Below are 15,291 nucleotides of genomic sequence, written 5' to 3' on the forward strand. Positions count from 1 at the left end.
GGAAAAGTGGTCTTGCGGTTTTCCGTCCGCGATTGCGGTCCAATAACCCCTCACGCCGAGTGCGCTTGTGCGCACCGGCTCAGGAAATCAGACTACGACGGAGGGCCTCGGCGACGGCATGAAGCCGGTTCGCGGCGGCAAGCTTTCGCGTGGCCGAGGCAAGGTACCAGTCGGCCGTGTGCTGCGAGATGGCGAGGATCTGGCTGATTTCCCAGCTTGTCTTGCCCTCGGCGCACCATTGAAGGCATTCGCGCTCGCGCCGGGTGAGCACGCCGCGTTCGGACGTGTCGGACACGGCATGGATGACAACGCCGGTCAGCTTGGCGTGCGCCTGCATGGCCACCATCTGCAGAAAGGAATGCGCCGACGGCGGGATCTCGCCGGCCGGACCGCCGAAAACGGCGGCCGCCGGAGCCGATGACAGGCTCCGCAACGGGAAGGCCACCCCGTCGGAGAGCCCGAAGCGGGCCGCGTCGCTGAAGAATGTTCCGGCCTCCGGCACGCCCGCGCGATCGCCGCGCACCGCCTGCCAGGTAAAGCCATCAAGGCGCTTTTCGGCGAAAGCGAGGATCGGATCGGTGTGCAGGTAGCCGGCATCGGCATAGTGCTCGACCCAGCCATCGTCCCATCGCTCGACGAGGACCGCGCGGGTTGCCGGCTTGTCGCGACTGCCGAGCCTCGTCAGCGCATAGCCGCTGAGCCCCACGCGCGGGAGCACGTCGTCGACGCTCGTGGCCACGTCGTGAACCGTTGCCGCCCGTCGCAACCGTTCGAGCGCAGCCAAGGCCGGTTCCAGAAACTCCATAGAACGCTAATGCCCGATGGTCTTGCCACCGCCCCCGATTGTGGGCGCTCGGCACTGGAACGTGCACGGTACACCCGACACCCGACCCCTGTCACGCAGCCGGCCCCGCGGATGGGGATCGGACCGTGCAAGATCAGCCGAACAACGAGAAGGGCCCCCCAACTCGATGGCGACACGGCGGCACGAAAAGCGCCGCCGCCACCCTTCATTGACACCGGGCCGGATGCCGGTGGCAAGGGGGCAGCAGGCTGCAGACCCTGAAATTCCGGTGGCGACTATCCCCGTAAAATTGCCATTTCGCCGTCACCCGCACGCTCGGAGGGAACCGCGCGTCTCATGAGGCGGGTCATAGACTCCTCGATCTCGACCTGGGGAATCAGCCCGAAATTGTGCAGCGTCACGAGATGGGAAACCCCCATGCCCTGAAGGGCGGAGACCTTGTCGCGCACCGTGTCGACTCCGCCCATCAGCGACAAGCCGCTCGCCATGATGTCGTCGTAGGTCTGCTTGCGCGCATAAAGGCGGGTATCGACATAGAGATCGAACGCATCCGACGCCGCGCGCCGCGCCTCTTCGTCGGTCTCCGCGACGTGAGTATGCATCGTGACCAGAATGTCGTCCGGCGTCGGCTCGATCCCGCCGTCGGCCTGGCCGTTGCGGTAGGCCTCGACCAGCCCGGCGATGTCGTCGAAGCCGCCGACCGAGGCATAGGGGACGGTGAAGATCTTCTGGCCCTTCCTGCCGACGTGGTAAGCCGCCTCGGCAGCAAGGATCGCGACATAGACCGGCGGCGTCGGACGCTGCAGCGGCAGCACGTTGAGCGCCACGTCCTCCACTGTCCGCCACCTGCCCTGAAAGCGGACCCGTTCGCCGGAGAGCGCGCGCTGCATGATCTCCAGATTCTCGTCGAAACGCTCGCGCTTCTCGGATGGGTGCACGCCGTAGCCTTCGAACTCGTGCTTCAGGTAGCCGGACCCGACGCCGAGGACGAGACGGCCACCCGAAAGCACGTCCACCATCGCGTAGCCTTCCGCCAGCGTGAGTGGATCGTGGAAGGTGAGGATGGAAATAGCGGTGCCGAGCCGGATGCGCCGGGTGCGCTGGGCCATCGCGGACAGCATGAGCAGCGGATTGGGCACCACGCCGTATTCGTGGAAGTGGTGCTCGGCGACGAAGAAGGTGTCGTAGCCCTCCTCCTCCGCTAGTTCCGCCTGGGCAAGAACCTGAGCGTACAGATCCTGGACCGAGCGGCCGCGGCCCGGATAGTGATCCTGGACGGAGAAGATGGAGGTGCGGAACATCATGTCGCTGTCTCCCCGACCGCCCGCGTCAATGCCGATGGCGGCGCGCAGGCTTTTTCATTTTTCGTAAATCGATTACACAAAGCGTAATAATCCAGAGTGGCTCATGTCAACGCACCCGTCCCCGGAGGATCCGATCGCAACTGACGATGAGACCGCCGCATCCGGCGTGCGCTCGGTAGAGGTCGGCCTGTCGCTGCTTCCCCCGCTGATCGAGGCGGGGACGCCGCTGACGCTGACAGCGATCGCCCAGGCGAGCGGGATGGCGGCACCGAAGGCGCATCGCTACCTCGCAAGCCTGGTGCGCGCCGGCCTCGTTGCCCGGGACGGCGACACCGCGCTCTACGGGCTGGGGCCGCTCGCCGTGTCGGTGGGCCTCTCCGCGCTGGGCCGGCTCGATCCGGAGCGGCGCGGGCGCGAAGCGGTCCGACGGCTGGCGCAGGACCTCGGCGCGACGACGCTGCTCGCGGTTCTGGCCAACAAGGGGGCGACGGTGGCCGCGGTGGAGCCGGCGGCCCAATCGGTGTTCATGGCGGTGCGGACGGGCTCGGTCCTGTCGATGGCGCGCTCAGCCTCGGGCCGGGCCTTCCTCGCCTTTCACGACGATCCGGCGGTGCGGGCTGCGGCCGAAGAGGAGCTGGCACCGGAGGCGATCGACGCGCTGGTGGCGGAAACCCGGGCAGCGGGCGTGGCCTCGGTGCGCGACACCATGCTCCCCGGCATCGCGGCGGTGGCGGCCCCGGTGTTCGATCACGAAGGCCGGGTTGTCCAGGTTCTCACCGTGCTCGGCTCCACCACCGGCTTCGACGCGAGCCCAGGCGGGCAACCGGCGCAGGCCGTCCGGGCCGAGGCCGACGCGCTGTCGCGCGGCCTCGGCTACACAGGCTAGGCCGTGCCCTATTCGCTGGCGACGGCGGGCGGCGGCAGCGTGCCGAACAGCTCTTCCATGGCAAGGCCGATGGCGAGAAGCCGCCGGTCGGTGAAGATCGGCCCGTCAAGTTCGAGCCCAACCGGCAGCCCGGCCTCCGTCAGGCCGATGGGCAGGCTCAGGCCGGGAATGCCGGCGTTGGAGCCCGGATCGGTGTTGCGGATGAAGGTCTGGAAGGTCGGCACCTGCTGGCCGTCCAACTCGACAGTCTCGCCGGACCCCTCCTTCGGCGGTGCCGCCAGAATGGTGGTCGGGAAGACAAGTGCGTCGAGACGGTTTTCCGCGAAGGTTTCCGCGTAGAGCGCCTGGAGCTGCGGACGGAAGGTGCCCATGGCCGCCTCGTAGGCTTCCAGTGGCATTGTCTTGTCGCCCACGACGAAATTGCCGAACACGAACTGCACGTCCGGGCTGGCCACGCCGTCGGCCACCTGCTGCAGGCTCACGCCGGTCTTCCACTCATCGAGGAACGCCGGCAGGTCGCGGCCCACCTCGTAGAGCGCGATGGGAAAGCCGATTTTCTCGTTGAGCGCCATCACCTCGGGCATCTCGACCGGAACCAGCGTGACCCCAGCCTCCTGCAGCTTCGCCGTCGCCGCGTCCCATACGGTCTGCACCTCGGCGGACAGACCACCGGTGAAGGCCTCCACGACACCAAGCCGCACGCCGTCGAGCGGCGCCGCTTCGAGACGGGTCGGCGAGGCCGTGATGACCCCGTCGAGGAGCACCAGATCGTCGACGGTACGCGCCAGCGGCCCCGGCGTATCGCGGGTGGAGGCGATGGGCACAACGCCGGAGGCGGGGTAGCGGCCCATGCTGGGCCGCAGGCCGGCGATGCCGTTGAGCGCCGCCGGGATGCGGACCGAGCCGCCGGTGTCCGTGCCGAGCCCGCCGGGCGCCAGATGCGCGGCCACGGCGGCGCCCGTGCCACCGGACGATCCGCCGGCGGAACGGGAGGCGTCGTAGGCGTTGGCGACGGCCCCGAAGGCGGCATTGTCGGAGGTGATGCCGAAGGCGAGCTCATGCAGGTTGGTCTTGCCGAGCACGATGGCGCCCGCCGCCTGCAGCCGCTCCACAACCGGCGCGCTGGCGTCTGAGACGAAGTCCTTGAGCGCCGGGGTGCCGCCGGTGGTGGGCAGGCCGGACACCACGATGTTGTCCTTGAAGACCAGCGGCACGCCGAGGAGCGGCTTGTCGGCGGCCTCGTCGCGCGCCAGGCGTTCGTCGGCGTCCGCCGCCGCTTCGCCGGCGGCCTGGGCGTCCAGCGTGATGAAGGCGTTCAGGTCGGAGTGCGTCTCGGCGGCCGCGGCAAGCGCCTCGACCAGTTCCACGCTGGTGACCTGGCCGCTCCGGATCGCATCCGCCGCCCCGCGCACCGTCAGCGACCGCGGATCGTCCTGTGCCGCGGCCGGTGTCGCCGCCAGCCCGGCTCCCAGCGCAACCGCCATGGCCAGCCTGCCTCTCTTCGCAAATGTCGTCATGGTGAAGTCTCCCCTCGAAGGCCCTTTGCGGACCGATACAAGAGCGTTGCCGATCCCGGGCCCACCGCCATCCTCGGAAATGATGATGGGGACGCGCGGGCCGCGAACCGGTTTCGCCTCCGCCCGGAAGCGCCTCAGAGCAGGGCCGCCAGCAACGCCGCGCGGGAACCGGTGTTCGTCTTGGCGAACATGTGGGTGAGGTGGGTGCGCAGCGTCGGCACGCTCATGGCGCAGGCCTCGGCGACGGTGGCGTCGGTACCGCCGGCGGCAAGTGCGCGGGCCACGTCGGTCTCGCGCGGGGTCAGCCGGTAGCGGGCGGCCGATGCCGCGATGCGCGCCTGCCGGTCGACCGCGCCGTGGCGCTCGCCGAAGCGCTGGGCGGTGCGCATGGCTGTGGTGAAGGCCGGACCGATGAGATCGAGCAGCGCCAGTTCGCCGCGATCGAAGTTGCCGCGCCCGCGCCCGCGCCAGATCCTGAGATCGCCCACGTGCCGGACGCCGTCGTGGCCGTGATAGTTCATGCCGTAATGCAGGCCGTCGCGGGCCAGGAAGTCGTTGAAGAACTCGGTGCGCTCCAGGTCCGGCTGCTCGAGGATCTCGTTGACGTGGGTCGCCCGGGCCCGCTTCTTCAGCTCCAGCGTGATCGGATCGCGGAACTGGAAGTAGGCGGAATAGGCGTCGAGGTTGGCCGGATCCATGTTCAGGAACACGCGACCGCCGAAGGTGCGGGCGGCGGGATCCCAGACATAGGAGGCGAAGTGGTCGGCCTTCAGGAGGTCGAGCAGGATCTCGCCGGCACGCAGGCGCAGGCGGCCGGAGTCCTCGCAATCCGCAAGCGTCGTCATCAGCTTGCCGACGAGACGCACCTCGCGGGAATCGAGCGTGGTCAGCATGGCCGGATCCCCCCTCAGGATCCGGTACCGAGTGTACCGCAGCCTTGCCGCCCGTCCAGCGCCGTGCCGACAGCGGTGCCGGGCCGCAGCCTCACTCGGTCAGCGGCAGAAGCACCCAGTAGTCAAGGTCGAGCACGACGGACGGGTCGTAGCGGCCCTCGGCATCCACGGCGGGGAAGTCGTGGCAGGCCCGGTTCTTGGTCGCGATCGTGCGCAACCGTAGCGCGCCGAGGTCGCGACGGCCGGGAATTTCGCCCCTGTCGATCACTTCCGACCAGGCGTAGATGGTGTCGCCCGCGAAGGCCGGGGCGACATGGCGCCCACCGTTGATGGCGGCGAAGTGGAAGGCGGTCGCCAGGCCGTTGAAGGACAGCGACCGGGCCAGCGAGATGACGTGGCCGCCATAGACCAAGCGCCGGCCGAAGCGGCCCTCGCCCTCGGTGTGCTGGTTGAAATGGACCTTCGCCGTGTTCTGATAGAGCCGGGTGGCGATCTGGTGCTCCGCCTCCTCGATGGTCATGCCGTCGACGTGGTCGATCTTCTCGCCGACGGAATAATGCTCGTAGCGATAGGGCGAGCCGGCGAAGGCGTCGCTCCATTCGCCGAGATCGAGAAGCGGTACGGCGTTGCCGAGCGAATCGGCATCGAGGGCTGCCGGCAGCTCCGGCACGTGCGGCTCCGGCGGCGGGGTGCCCGGATCGCGCTTGCGCACCATCACCCAGCGCACATAGTCCAGCACCTCGGTGCCGTCGGCCTTGTAGCCGGTGGAGCGCACGTAGACGACGCCGGTCTTGCCGTTGGAGTTCTCCTTGAGGCCGATCACCTCCGACACGGCATAGAGCGTGTCGCCCGGATAGACCGGCGCGAGGAAGCGGCAGCCGGCATAGCCGAGATTGGCGACGGCATTGAGCGAGATGTCCGACACCGTCTTGCCGAAGACGATGTGGAAGACCAGCAGATCGTCCACCGGGCTCTGCGGATAGCCGAGCGCGTGGGCGAAGGCGTCCGACGACTGGACCGCGAAGCGCGCGCCGAACAGCCCGTTGTAGAGCGCCACGTCGCCCACCGTGACGGTGCGCGGGGTGGCGTGCCGGATCACCATCCCGACGGTGAAATCCTCGAAGAAATTGCCGTAGAAGGTCTTGGACACGCGCCGTTCCCCGATGCTGGCCTCTCGCGACACCTGTTGCAGCGCGAGGGGGTGGTGCTGTCAAGTACGGCGCGGCGAGGGCCAGCGCCCTTGAGGAGGCAGCCATGACCCGCAGACTGATCTCGTCCGGTTCGCCGTTCGAGGCGAAGGCCGGCTATTCGCGCGCCGTCGTCGACGGCCGCTGGGTCTTCGTGTCCGGCACCACCGGCTACGATTACCGCACCATGACCATGCCGGACGACGTGGTCGACCAGGCGCGCAACGCGCTGGAGACCATCCGCGCGGCGCTGGCCGATGCGGAAGCTTCCATGGATGACGTGGTCCGGGCCCGCTACTACCTCGTCGATCCCGACGACGCGGAACGGGTCTTCGAGGTTCTCGGCTCCGTCTTCGGCGAGATCCGGCCGGCCGCCACGATGGTGGTGTGCGACCTGATCCGGCCGGAAATGAAGGTCGAGATCGAGGTCACCGCCCGGCGCAAGATCTCCCGCCCCGACGACTGAGACGGCTTCGTCTCGTCAGGCGCGGCGAATTGAGCTATGGGACCGGGGTGCGCCGAACGGCGCGCCCTGCGCCCCGCCAATGCCGGGCCGCGCCGCTCTCCAAGGAAGTCCCATGCTTCGCCGCCTTTACGACAAGACGCTGGCCTTGGCTGCCGGCCGCCACGCCCCTGCCGCGCTTGCCGGCGTGTCCTTCGCCGAAAGCTCGGTTTTCCCGATCCCGCCAGACGCCCTGCTGATCCCGATGGTGATCGCGCGCCGCAACAAGTGGCTGGTCTTTGCGCTGATCTGCACCGTCGCCTCGGTTCTCGGCGGCGCCTTCGGCTACCTGATCGGCTATGCGGCGTTCGAGACCATCGCCGAGCCGATCCTCGCCTTCTACGGCTACGCCCACAAATTCGAGGACTTCGCGGCCCGCTACAACGACTACGGCGCCTGGATCGTCTTCATCGCCGGGCTGACGCCGTTTCCCTACAAGGTGATCACCATCGCCTCGGGCGCAACCGGGCTCGACTTCGCCGTCTTCATGGTGGCGAGCGTCCTGTCGCGCGGCATCCGGTTCTTCGTGGTCTCGGGGCTGCTCTACCTGTTCGGCCCGCCGGTGAAGGCCTTCATCGAGGAGCGCCTCGGCCTGGTGTTCACCGTCGGCGTGGTGCTGCTTGTGGGCGGCTTCGTGGTCGCCAAGTTTCTTCTGTAGCCTCGTCCCGATCTCGTCTCGAGGACCGTTACGCCCATGCTGGAGCCCGGATTGAACCCGCTTTCGCGCCGCCGCCTGATGATCTTCGCCAGCGCCGCCTTCGTGATCGCCGCGACCGCCATCGTCACGGCCTGGGGCTTCCAGCTCATCGGCGGGTACATGCCCTGCCCGCTCTGCCTGGAGCAGCGCGTGCCGTACTACGCGGGCATTCCGCTGACCCTTCTCGCCGTGTGGCTTGCCTCCGTCGGCCGGGTTACAGGCGCCCGCCTGCTGCTCTTCGCCTTCGCGGTGGTGATGGCCTACGGCCTCTATCTGGGCACCTACCAGGCCGGCGCCGAATGGGGTTTCTGGCCTGGACCGACCGACTGCGCCGGCGCCGACACCTCGACCCGCGACGCCGGCAGCCTGCTGCAGACGCTCAACCAGACCCGGGTGGTGAGCTGCACCGAGCCGGCCCTGCGCGTGTTCGGCCTCTCCTTTGCAGGCTGGAATGCGCTTGTCTCGGCGCTCCTGGTCCTGATCGGGCTGGTCGGCGCCCTCGGTGGCAGGGAGCGGACGTGATGACCGGCGAACCGCCGTCGGACGACTGGGTGGAGAAGTGGGGCGTGCTGATCGGGCGCGGGCTCGGCTATGTCGCCGCGATCGCCCTGATCATCTACCTGGTGACCACCTATCTCTAGGCCGGAGAGCTGGCGGCCGGCCGGAGTGCCCCACCGCGCCCCGCCGCCGGGATCCCGTCCCGCGCGAAGAACATGTCATTTGCTAATGCGCCGGGACCATCGCCGGGATATCGCTGCGGGTTGACGGCGCGTCGTGACAAGCGCCGGCCCGGCAAGGTTGCCGGGCACCGTCTCCACCCTCGCGTGCTCCCGGCCCTGTGCGCGCAGGAGCGTGGAGCGTACGGGGTGCTAGGTTTTTTCCAACCGTCTGCTTACTCTAGAGCACCCATTTCACGCTCCCGTGTACCGAGACCATATGAAAACGACCCTCCCCGACCGCTGGCCGAGCCTGATCGCTCCCGACCTCGACGATTTCGAGACACTGGGCCGCACCGCCTTCGACCGGCTGCCGGAGTCCTTCAGGGCTCTTACCGGGGATCTGGTGATCCGGGTGGCGGAATTTCCCGAGAAGTCGATGCTGGACGATCTCGGCCTGTCGTCTCCGTTCGAGCTGCTCGGCCTGTTCGAGGGGGTCGGACTGCCGATGACCGGCGGGCTGGCACAGACCGGTCAGATGCCGAACCATATCTGGCTGTTCCGCCGGCCGATCATGGATTACTGGGCCGACACGGGGAACACGCTGGCGGAGATCGTCACCCACGTGCTCATCCACGAGATCGGCCACCATTTCGGCCTGTCGGATGCCGACATGGAAGCGGTCGAGGCCGCCGCCGACTGACGCCCGCCTTCGCCAGGCCCCGCCGACCTGGCGCCCCGGACAAGGTGCGGCCAACTGTCTCCGGCCATCGCCGAACGCCGTCACATTTGCTAGATAGAAAGTCGGGCCCGGCGCCGCCCATGCGGCAGCCGGCCGATCGTTCGCGTCAGCAAAGGGACAGCGCTTCATGCGCACCGGCAACAATGTGCCGCTGGTTGCCAGCCTCACCGTGGTCGTCGCGGTGATGATCGGGCTCGTCTCCTATTCGCCCACGCTCTATCGCATGTTCTGCGCGGTCACCGGCTACGGCGGCACCGTAAACCAGGCCCAGGCGGCGACGGCGCCGGCCAGCACCTCCGACCGCGAGATCACGGTGCGCTTCGACGCCAACGTCGCACCCGGCCTCGACTGGGAGTTCAAGCCGGCGCAGCGCTCGGTGACGGTGAAGTTCGGCGAACCGACCAAGGCCTACTACATCGCCCGCAACCTGTCGGACGAGACTGTGGTCGCCCAGGCGACGTTCAACGTGACGCCCTATGCGGGCGCTCCGTATTTCTACAAGATCGAGTGTTTCTGCTTCACTCAGGAGCGGCTGAAGCCGGGCGAGAGCGCCGAAATGCCCCTCGTCTTCTACATCGACGAGGAGATGCTCGCCGACGACGAGGCGGAGAGCATCGGCACGATGACGCTGTCCTACACCTTCTTCGCCCAGGAGGGCCTGTCGCCGGAAGAGGTCGCCGCGGCGCGCGACCTGGCGGGCGAATCGCGCACCCTCGATGCCAGCCTGGAGTCGGGCGACAACGTCGGCTTCGCCAACGACGCACCGCGCCGTCGCTAAAGCCGAAGCCGACCGATAAGCCGGGTCGCGCCACGCGCGGCGCCGGCGGGTCACGGGATCGCCACTTTCGGGACGCCTGCTGACGGCTTCGATCGGTCCACGATCCCTCTCCCGGATCCGCCCAGATGCCCCTTCAGCCCAGGACCAGCCCCGGACGAAGACCCTCTGCCCGGGCGCCCGCCGCCACCCCCGCGCGCCCGCGCGGGCGGCCGAAGCTGCGCTCGGACGACGAGCAGCGGGACGCCATCATCCAGGCGGCCAACGATTTGTTCGTGGCCCACGGCTACGATCGCACCACCATGGACGACGTCGCCGCGCGCTGCGGCATATCCAAACGCACGCTCTACCGGCTGTTTCCCAGCAAGTCGGAGCTCTTCGCCTCCCTCATCCGCGCACACCGGAGCTGCCTGCTCGCGCTGCCGGGCGACTATGACGACATGCCCATCGACCGGGCGCTGGAGCGGATCCTGCGCGCCGACCTGGCCCCTTCGGAGGAGCGACAGCGGCACGCCATCCTGCGCCTCGTCCGCGTGGAATCCGCCCAGCACCCCGAGCTGGGCGACATTCTCGTGCGCGAAGGCGGCGACCAGATGCGCTCAGCGCTGGCGGCCTGGCTCGCCGGGCGCGCCGCGGACGGTTCGATCCGCCTGGAGGAACCCGAAGTCGCGGCGCACATCCTCCTGGACATGGTGTTCGGAACGATGGTCATCCGAGGCCCGGATGATCCACTGGTGCCGAAGGGACGCGACAGGGCCGCGCATGTGCGCCGCTGCATTGCGATCTTCCTGCACGGCGTCGCGCGCGACCCCATATCCCAGGGGCACCCCGGCCAGCTGTGAGGCGGAACCTCTGGGCGGCCGGCGACTTGCCGAGGGGAGAAAGCGGGCGGACATTCGCCGGCCCGCAACGGACCGAGCGATGCAACGCCTGATCTATCTTGTCCTGGGATACGGGTTCGTGGCGCTCGGCTTCGTCGGCGTGGTGCTGCCCGTGCTGCCCACCACGCCCTTCCTGATCCTCGCAGTCGGCTGCTTTGCCCGCTCCTCGCCGCGCCTGGAAGCCTGGCTCCTCGGCCACCCGCGTTTCGGCCCGCTGCTCACCCACTGGCGCGCCCACGGCGCGATCCCGAAACGGGCCAAGCTCGCCGCCTATGGCGGCATGGCACTGGGATTTGCGGTGTTTCTCTACACCTCGCGCCCGGGCTGGGCACTGGCGCTGGCCGTCGCCGCGTTGATGGGGATCGGCGCGGCTTACGTGGCGAGCCGTCCTTTGCCTCCGACGGCCAAGACGGAGCCTCCCGAAACACCAACGCGGAGCGGGTGACGAGGCGCCTCAGGCCTCTCCGGCCGCCGCCCGGCGCCGCCTGCGCACGGCACCGGCGATGAACAGCACCACCAGAAGCACCGAGCAGGCAAGGATCGCCGCGGAGATCGGCCGCTCCACGAAGATCATCGGATCGCCCCGCGACAGCATCATGGAGCGCCGCAGGTTCTGCTCCAGGAGCGGGCCCAGCACCAGGCCGAGGAGCAGCGGCGCCGTGGGAAAGCGTGCCAGCCGCATGCCATAGCCTACCGCGCCGAAGAACACGGCGAGCAGCACGTCGAAGGCGGAGTTCGAGATCGAGTAGACGCCGACGCAGATGAACACCAGGATCGCCGGGTAGAGGATGCCGTAGGGGATCGCCAGGATCCGCACCCACAAACCGATCAGCGGCAGGTTGAGCAGCAGCAGCAGGATGTTGCCGATCAGGAAGCTGACGGTGAGGCCCCAGAAGAGTTCCGGATGGTCGGCGATCAGGCGCGGGCCCGGCACCACGCCGTGGATGATCAGCGCCCCCAGCATGATGGCGACGATGGCGTCGCCGGGAATGCCGAGGCTGAGGGTCGGAATGAAGGCCGTCTGGGCGGCGGAATTGTTGGCCGATTCCGGCGCCACCACGCCCTCGATGGCCCCCTTGCCGAAGCGCTCCGGCGTTTTCGAGACGCGCCGCTCGAAGGCGTAGGCGACGAAGGTTGAGAGCGCTGCACCGGTGCCCGGGAGGATGCCGAGGACGGCGCCGATGGAGGTTCCGCGCAGCGCCGGCATCATGGAGCGGCGGAAGTCGTCCCGCGTCGGGATCAGCGCGCGCCAGCGCAAATCCAGCTTGTGCAGGCCGCCGCGGTTGATCCGGCCGGCGTTGGCGATCACCTCCGCGATGCCGAAGAGACCAGTGGTAACCACCACCAAATTGATGCCGTCGCTGAGATGAACGAAACCGAAGATGAAGCGGCGGACCCCGGAGTTCACGTCAGTCCCGACGACGCCGAGCAGCAGGCCGAAGACAATCATCGCCAGCGCCCGGCTGGGCGAGCCGTCGCCGGCCAGGGCGGCCGCCAGCAAGCCGAGGCACATCAGCGCGAAATATTCCGGCGAGCCGAAGTTCAGCGCCACGGCGGCCAGGAGGGGCGCGAAGCCCGCCAGGATGAGGATGCCGCACAGCCCGCCGAAGAAGGACGACACGGTGGTCGCGAAGAGCGCCACGCCGGCGCGTCCGTCCCGGGCCATGGGGTGGCCGTCCAGGCAGGTCACCGCCGCCCCCGCGGTGCCGGGAAGGTTGAGCAGGATCGCCGCCGTCGAGCCCCCGTACATCGAGCCGTAGTAGATGCCGGCAAGCATGATGATCGCCTCGGTGGGCGGGGCGTAGAAGGTCAGCGGCAGGAGCATCCCGACGGTGGCCAGCGGACCGATGCCCGGCAGGACGCCGATCATGATGCCCAGCGTGATGCCGATGACGCAGTAGGTCAGCGCCGACAGGGACAGCGCAACGCTGAAGCCGAGGCTCAGATTGTCGATCAGGTCCACGAGGTCACCAGATGAAGGGGCGCAGCGGCAGGTTGAGGAAATAGAAGAAGACCGCGGTGCAGCCGGCGGCGAGGACCGCACCCAGCGCGAGGGCGCCGAACGGTGTCAGGCTGCGCTCGGCAAGCGCAGAAACCAGCACGCAGGCGAACACCGCCGGGACCAGCCCAAGCCGGCCGACGATCAGCGCAAAGGCCACGGGTCCGCCGAGAACGGTAACGAAGACCAGGGCACGGGCCCGGGTGATGCGGATCGGCTGCTCGTCTTGCTCGGTGCCCCCTTCCAGAACGATGCCCGCCGCTGCCATCAGGAGCAGAACCGACAGGGCGAAGGGAAACACGGCCGGACCGAACATACGGGCGGTACCGAACGAGTAGGTCGACGCCTCCCACATGCCGAGCAGGCCCACCCCGGCTACGGCCGCCGCCGCCAGCCCGACGGTCAGAGGCGCCCTCGGAATTCGCACTCGCTCCCTCCTGGCCGCGAGCCCCGGCGCGCTTCGATGGCTTGCGGAACGGGGCGGATCGTGTTTGTTATCGGCGTTTACATATGTAAGTGGATTGACGATATGAGACCCGCCTCCGTTCGCAAAGTCAAGTCGGCCGACCGGACCCTGGACCTGCTGGAATATCTCGCGGTCTGCCCGGGGCCGGCGCCGTCCTCTTCCATTGCAGGCGCGCTCGATATCCCGAAGAGCAGCCTGTTCCACCTGATGGCGACGCTGACAGAGCGGGGCTACGTGGCGGCCGGCGAAGAGGGCTACACGATCGGGCCGAAGGTGGCGGAACTGGCCCGCGGCGCAGATGCCGGCGCTCATCTCGGCAAGCTGATGCGGCCGGTGGTGGACGACCTCTCCCGCGCCATCAACGAGACCTGCGGCTTCAACCGCCAGCTCGGCGACGACACCGAAGTGATCTACACCCGCCCGGGCCAGCATTCGCTGTCCTTCACCATGAAAACCAGTGACCTCGCACCGCTTTATGCGGTTTCCGCCGGCAAGGCGCTGCTGGCGGAGATGGACGATTCCTGGCTCGACGCCTACTTCAAGCGGGTCCGCTTCGAGATGTTCGCCCGCAACACGATCCAGTCCGTGGAGCGGCTGATGCGCGACATCGAACGCACCCGGGCGGAAGGGTTCGGGGTGGTGGACGAGGAGTTCACGCCGGGCATCCTCGGGCTCGCCATGGCGGTGAAACGCGGCGACGCGGTGGTTGGCGCGGTGAACGTTGCCATCCCGATTGCCCGCTACGATCAGCGGGAGGGTGTTCACATCCGCCAGCAGATCCGCAAGGCCGTGGCCCAGGCCGAAGCCATCCTGGACCGCAGTCGCAGCTGAGCCCTCCGAGCGCGCGCCTCTGCCCGACGACGGCTGCTTGACGCGCGCATCCGGCCGTGATCCTATTTCTCATATAAAATTTGTTCACAATACGAAACGCCCCGAACGGGCCTTTGTGGGAGGGAAGATCATGGTTTCGACAGTTCTGCGCTCGGTGATCGCCGGCGCTGCCGCCTTGACGCTCGCCACCGGCGCAACCGCGGCCGACTGGCCCGAGCGCCCGGTTCACGTCGTCGTTGCCTATGGAGCGGGGGGCGGAACGGATACCCTGTCGCGCATGGTCGCCGAGCCGCTGTCGGAGGTGCTCGGCCAGCCGGTCGTCATCGACAACCGGCCCGGCGCCGGCGGCACCATCGGCGCGGCCGCGGCCGCCAAGGCCGATCCGGACGGCTACACCATGTACATGATGGCCAACGGCCATACCGTCGCCGCCGCCATGTACAAGGACCTGCCCTATGACGCGGTCAGCGACTTCCAGCCGGTATCGGTCGTGGCGCGCATGCCGCTGGTGGTCGTGGCCCGGCCAGACTTCGAGGCGAGCACCATCGAGGAACTCGTTGCGCTCGCCAAGGAGAACCCCGGTGACCTGACCTTCGCCAGCGTCGGCGTGGGCTCGTCACAGCACTTCGCGGGCGCGCTGCTCGCCGAAACCCTCGGTGTCGACGTGGTCCACATCCCCTACCAGAAGACCCCGGAGGCACTGGCTGCCGTGCTCTCCGGCGAAGTCGACATGCTGGTGGAAGTGCTCGCCCCGGTGGTCGGTCAGGTCAAGGCCGGAGACATCAAGGCGCTGGCCGTCACGAGCGCCGAACGTCATCCGGCGTTGCCGGACGTCAGCACCGTCGCCGAAGCCGGTCACCCCGACTACGACGTCGCAACCTGGTACGGGCTGAACTTCCCGGCCGGCACGCCCGACGAGATCGTCGAGCAGGCGAACGCTGCCGTGCAGAAGGCCGTTGCTGACGAAGATCTGCAGAAGAAGGCCCTGGAATCCGGTTACGTGATCGGCGGCTCGACCCCGGAGGCCTTCGGGGACCAGATCGCCTCCGACGTCGAGCGCTGGCAGAAGGTGCGCGAAGCCGCCGGCATCGAGCAGCGCTGATCGCCACTCCTCCCGGAATCCGGTCCACGCGACCGGATCCCCGGCCCG

At 68.3% G+C, this 15,291-nt stretch carries 17 protein-coding genes; 10 read left to right on the top strand and 7 right to left on the bottom strand.

Annotation, left to right across the window (positions count from 1 at the left end; all coding sequences use genetic code 11):
- Nucleotides 1–79 precede the first annotated feature (79 nt).
- Nucleotides 80–784 (bottom strand): helix-turn-helix transcriptional regulator, encoded by a 705-nt coding sequence (locus C507_RS21450; RefSeq protein ID WP_169508975.1) that lies wholly within the window; start codon nt 782–784, stop codon nt 80–82.
- Between the two features lie 296 nt (nt 785–1,080).
- The gene (locus tag C507_RS0114060; protein WP_018700346.1) at nt 1,081–2,109 is read right to left on the bottom strand and encodes an LLM class flavin-dependent oxidoreductase; all 1,029 of its coding nucleotides are present in this window, start codon (nt 2,107–2,109) and stop codon (nt 1,081–1,083) included.
- Nucleotides 2,110–2,212: 103 nt separating this feature from the next.
- Between C507_RS0114060 and C507_RS0114065 the strand changes: the two genes are divergently transcribed.
- Nucleotides 2,213–2,995: an IclR family transcriptional regulator gene (locus tag C507_RS0114065; RefSeq protein ID WP_018700347.1), complete on the top strand. Its 783-nt coding sequence runs from the start codon at nt 2,213–2,215 to the stop codon at nt 2,993–2,995.
- 8 nt (nt 2,996–3,003) lie between these two features.
- On the opposite strand, the gene iaaH is transcribed toward C507_RS0114065, so the two are convergent.
- The 3 genes from iaaH to C507_RS0114080 form a co-directional block, all read right to left on the bottom strand.
- Entirely contained in the window at nt 3,004–4,479 is a 1,476-nt protein-coding gene (iaaH, locus tag C507_RS0114070) for an indoleacetamide hydrolase (RefSeq protein WP_018700348.1), read from the bottom strand.
- Nucleotides 4,480–4,646: 167 nt separating this feature from the next.
- The gene (locus tag C507_RS0114075; RefSeq protein WP_018700349.1) at nt 4,647–5,405 is read right to left on the bottom strand and encodes a helix-turn-helix transcriptional regulator; all 759 of its coding nucleotides are present in this window, start codon (nt 5,403–5,405) and stop codon (nt 4,647–4,649) included.
- A 91-nt stretch (nt 5,406–5,496) separates the two neighbouring features.
- Nucleotides 5,497–6,555, bottom strand: coding sequence for a MaoC family dehydratase (locus tag C507_RS0114080; RefSeq protein WP_018700350.1), 1,059 nt, complete (start codon nt 6,553–6,555; stop codon nt 5,497–5,499).
- Nucleotides 6,556–6,659: 104 nt separating this feature from the next.
- Here C507_RS0114080 and C507_RS0114085 point away from each other — a divergent pair, with 104 nt between their 5' ends.
- The 7 genes from C507_RS0114085 (at nt 6,660) to C507_RS21455 (ending at nt 11,290) form a co-directional block, all read left to right on the top strand.
- Nucleotides 6,660–7,058: a RidA family protein gene (locus C507_RS0114085; RefSeq protein ID WP_018700351.1), complete on the top strand. Its 399-nt coding sequence runs from the start codon at nt 6,660–6,662 to the stop codon at nt 7,056–7,058.
- Between the two features lie 112 nt (nt 7,059–7,170).
- A complete protein-coding gene (locus tag C507_RS0114090) occupies nt 7,171–7,752 on the top strand; it encodes a YqaA family protein (RefSeq protein ID WP_018700352.1) in 582 nt (193 codons plus the stop codon).
- Between the two features lie 51 nt (nt 7,753–7,803).
- Nucleotides 7,804–8,313, top strand: a complete 510-nt coding sequence (locus C507_RS0114095; protein WP_245559694.1) for a disulfide bond formation protein B — start codon at nt 7,804–7,806, stop codon at nt 8,311–8,313.
- Nucleotides 8,314–8,727: 414 nt separating this feature from the next.
- Complete coding sequence (locus C507_RS0114105) at nt 8,728–9,150, top strand: metallopeptidase family protein (RefSeq protein ID WP_018700355.1); 423 nt, start codon at nt 8,728–8,730, stop codon at nt 9,148–9,150.
- Nucleotides 9,151–9,316: 166 nt separating this feature from the next.
- Nucleotides 9,317–9,967, top strand: a complete 651-nt coding sequence (locus C507_RS0114110) for a cytochrome c oxidase assembly protein (protein ID WP_018700356.1) — start codon at nt 9,317–9,319, stop codon at nt 9,965–9,967.
- A gap of 125 nt (nt 9,968–10,092) precedes the next feature.
- The gene (locus C507_RS0114115) at nt 10,093–10,806 is read left to right on the top strand and encodes a TetR/AcrR family transcriptional regulator (protein WP_018700357.1); all 714 of its coding nucleotides are present in this window, start codon (nt 10,093–10,095) and stop codon (nt 10,804–10,806) included.
- Nucleotides 10,807–10,885: 79 nt separating this feature from the next.
- Nucleotides 10,886–11,290: a YbaN family protein gene (locus C507_RS21455; protein WP_018700358.1), complete on the top strand. Its 405-nt coding sequence runs from the start codon at nt 10,886–10,888 to the stop codon at nt 11,288–11,290.
- Between the two features lie 9 nt (nt 11,291–11,299).
- Here the strand turns inward: C507_RS21455 and C507_RS0114125 are convergent, their stop codons facing one another.
- On the bottom strand, nt 11,300–12,808 hold the full coding sequence (locus C507_RS0114125; protein WP_018700359.1) for a tripartite tricarboxylate transporter permease: 1,509 nt from the start codon (nt 12,806–12,808) through the stop codon (nt 11,300–11,302).
- Between the two features lie 4 nt (nt 12,809–12,812).
- Nucleotides 12,813–13,271 (bottom strand): tripartite tricarboxylate transporter TctB family protein, encoded by a 459-nt coding sequence (locus C507_RS0114130; protein WP_018700360.1) that lies wholly within the window; start codon nt 13,269–13,271, stop codon nt 12,813–12,815.
- Between the two features lie 102 nt (nt 13,272–13,373).
- On the opposite strand from C507_RS0114130, the gene C507_RS0114135 reads away from it, so the two are divergent.
- Both C507_RS0114135 and C507_RS0114140 read left to right on the top strand, forming a co-directional pair.
- Nucleotides 13,374–14,141, top strand: a complete 768-nt coding sequence (locus C507_RS0114135; RefSeq protein WP_018700361.1) for an IclR family transcriptional regulator — start codon at nt 13,374–13,376, stop codon at nt 14,139–14,141.
- 130 nt (nt 14,142–14,271) lie between these two features.
- A complete protein-coding gene (locus tag C507_RS0114140) occupies nt 14,272–15,243 on the top strand; it encodes a Bug family tripartite tricarboxylate transporter substrate binding protein (protein ID WP_018700362.1) in 972 nt (323 codons plus the stop codon).
- Nucleotides 15,244–15,291: the final 48 nt, after the last annotated feature.

It is taken from the genome of Amorphus coralli DSM 19760, from assembly GCF_000374525.1.
GTDB lineage: Bacteria > Pseudomonadota > Alphaproteobacteria > Rhizobiales > Amorphaceae > Amorphus > Amorphus coralli.

What these genes read in the sequence shown, in the direction of transcription:
- C507_RS0114060 (WP_018700346.1), bottom strand. Translation starts at nt 2,109, where the DNA reads ATGATGTTCCGCACCTCCATCTTCTCCGTCCAGGATCACTATCCGGGC.
- C507_RS0114065 (WP_018700347.1), top strand. Translation starts at nt 2,213, where the DNA reads ATGTCAACGCACCCGTCCCCGGAGGATCCGATCGCAACTGACGATGAG.
- iaaH (WP_018700348.1), bottom strand. Translation starts at nt 4,479, where the DNA reads ATGGCGGTTGCGCTGGGAGCCGGGCTGGCGGCGACACCGGCCGCGGCA.
- C507_RS0114075 (WP_018700349.1), bottom strand. Translation starts at nt 5,405, where the DNA reads ATGCTGACCACGCTCGATTCCCGCGAGGTGCGTCTCGTCGGCAAGCTG.
- C507_RS0114085 (WP_018700351.1), top strand. Translation starts at nt 6,660, where the DNA reads ATGACCCGCAGACTGATCTCGTCCGGTTCGCCGTTCGAGGCGAAGGCC.
- C507_RS0114090 (WP_018700352.1), top strand. Translation starts at nt 7,171, where the DNA reads ATGCTTCGCCGCCTTTACGACAAGACGCTGGCCTTGGCTGCCGGCCGC.
- C507_RS0114105 (WP_018700355.1), top strand. Translation starts at nt 8,728, where the DNA reads ATGAAAACGACCCTCCCCGACCGCTGGCCGAGCCTGATCGCTCCCGAC.
- C507_RS0114110 (WP_018700356.1), top strand. Translation starts at nt 9,317, where the DNA reads ATGCGCACCGGCAACAATGTGCCGCTGGTTGCCAGCCTCACCGTGGTC.
- C507_RS0114115 (WP_018700357.1), top strand. Translation starts at nt 10,093, where the DNA reads ATGCCCCTTCAGCCCAGGACCAGCCCCGGACGAAGACCCTCTGCCCGG.
- C507_RS21455 (WP_018700358.1), top strand. Translation starts at nt 10,886, where the DNA reads ATGCAACGCCTGATCTATCTTGTCCTGGGATACGGGTTCGTGGCGCTC.
- C507_RS0114135 (WP_018700361.1), top strand. Translation starts at nt 13,374, where the DNA reads ATGAGACCCGCCTCCGTTCGCAAAGTCAAGTCGGCCGACCGGACCCTG.
- C507_RS0114140 (WP_018700362.1), top strand. Translation starts at nt 14,272, where the DNA reads ATGGTTTCGACAGTTCTGCGCTCGGTGATCGCCGGCGCTGCCGCCTTG.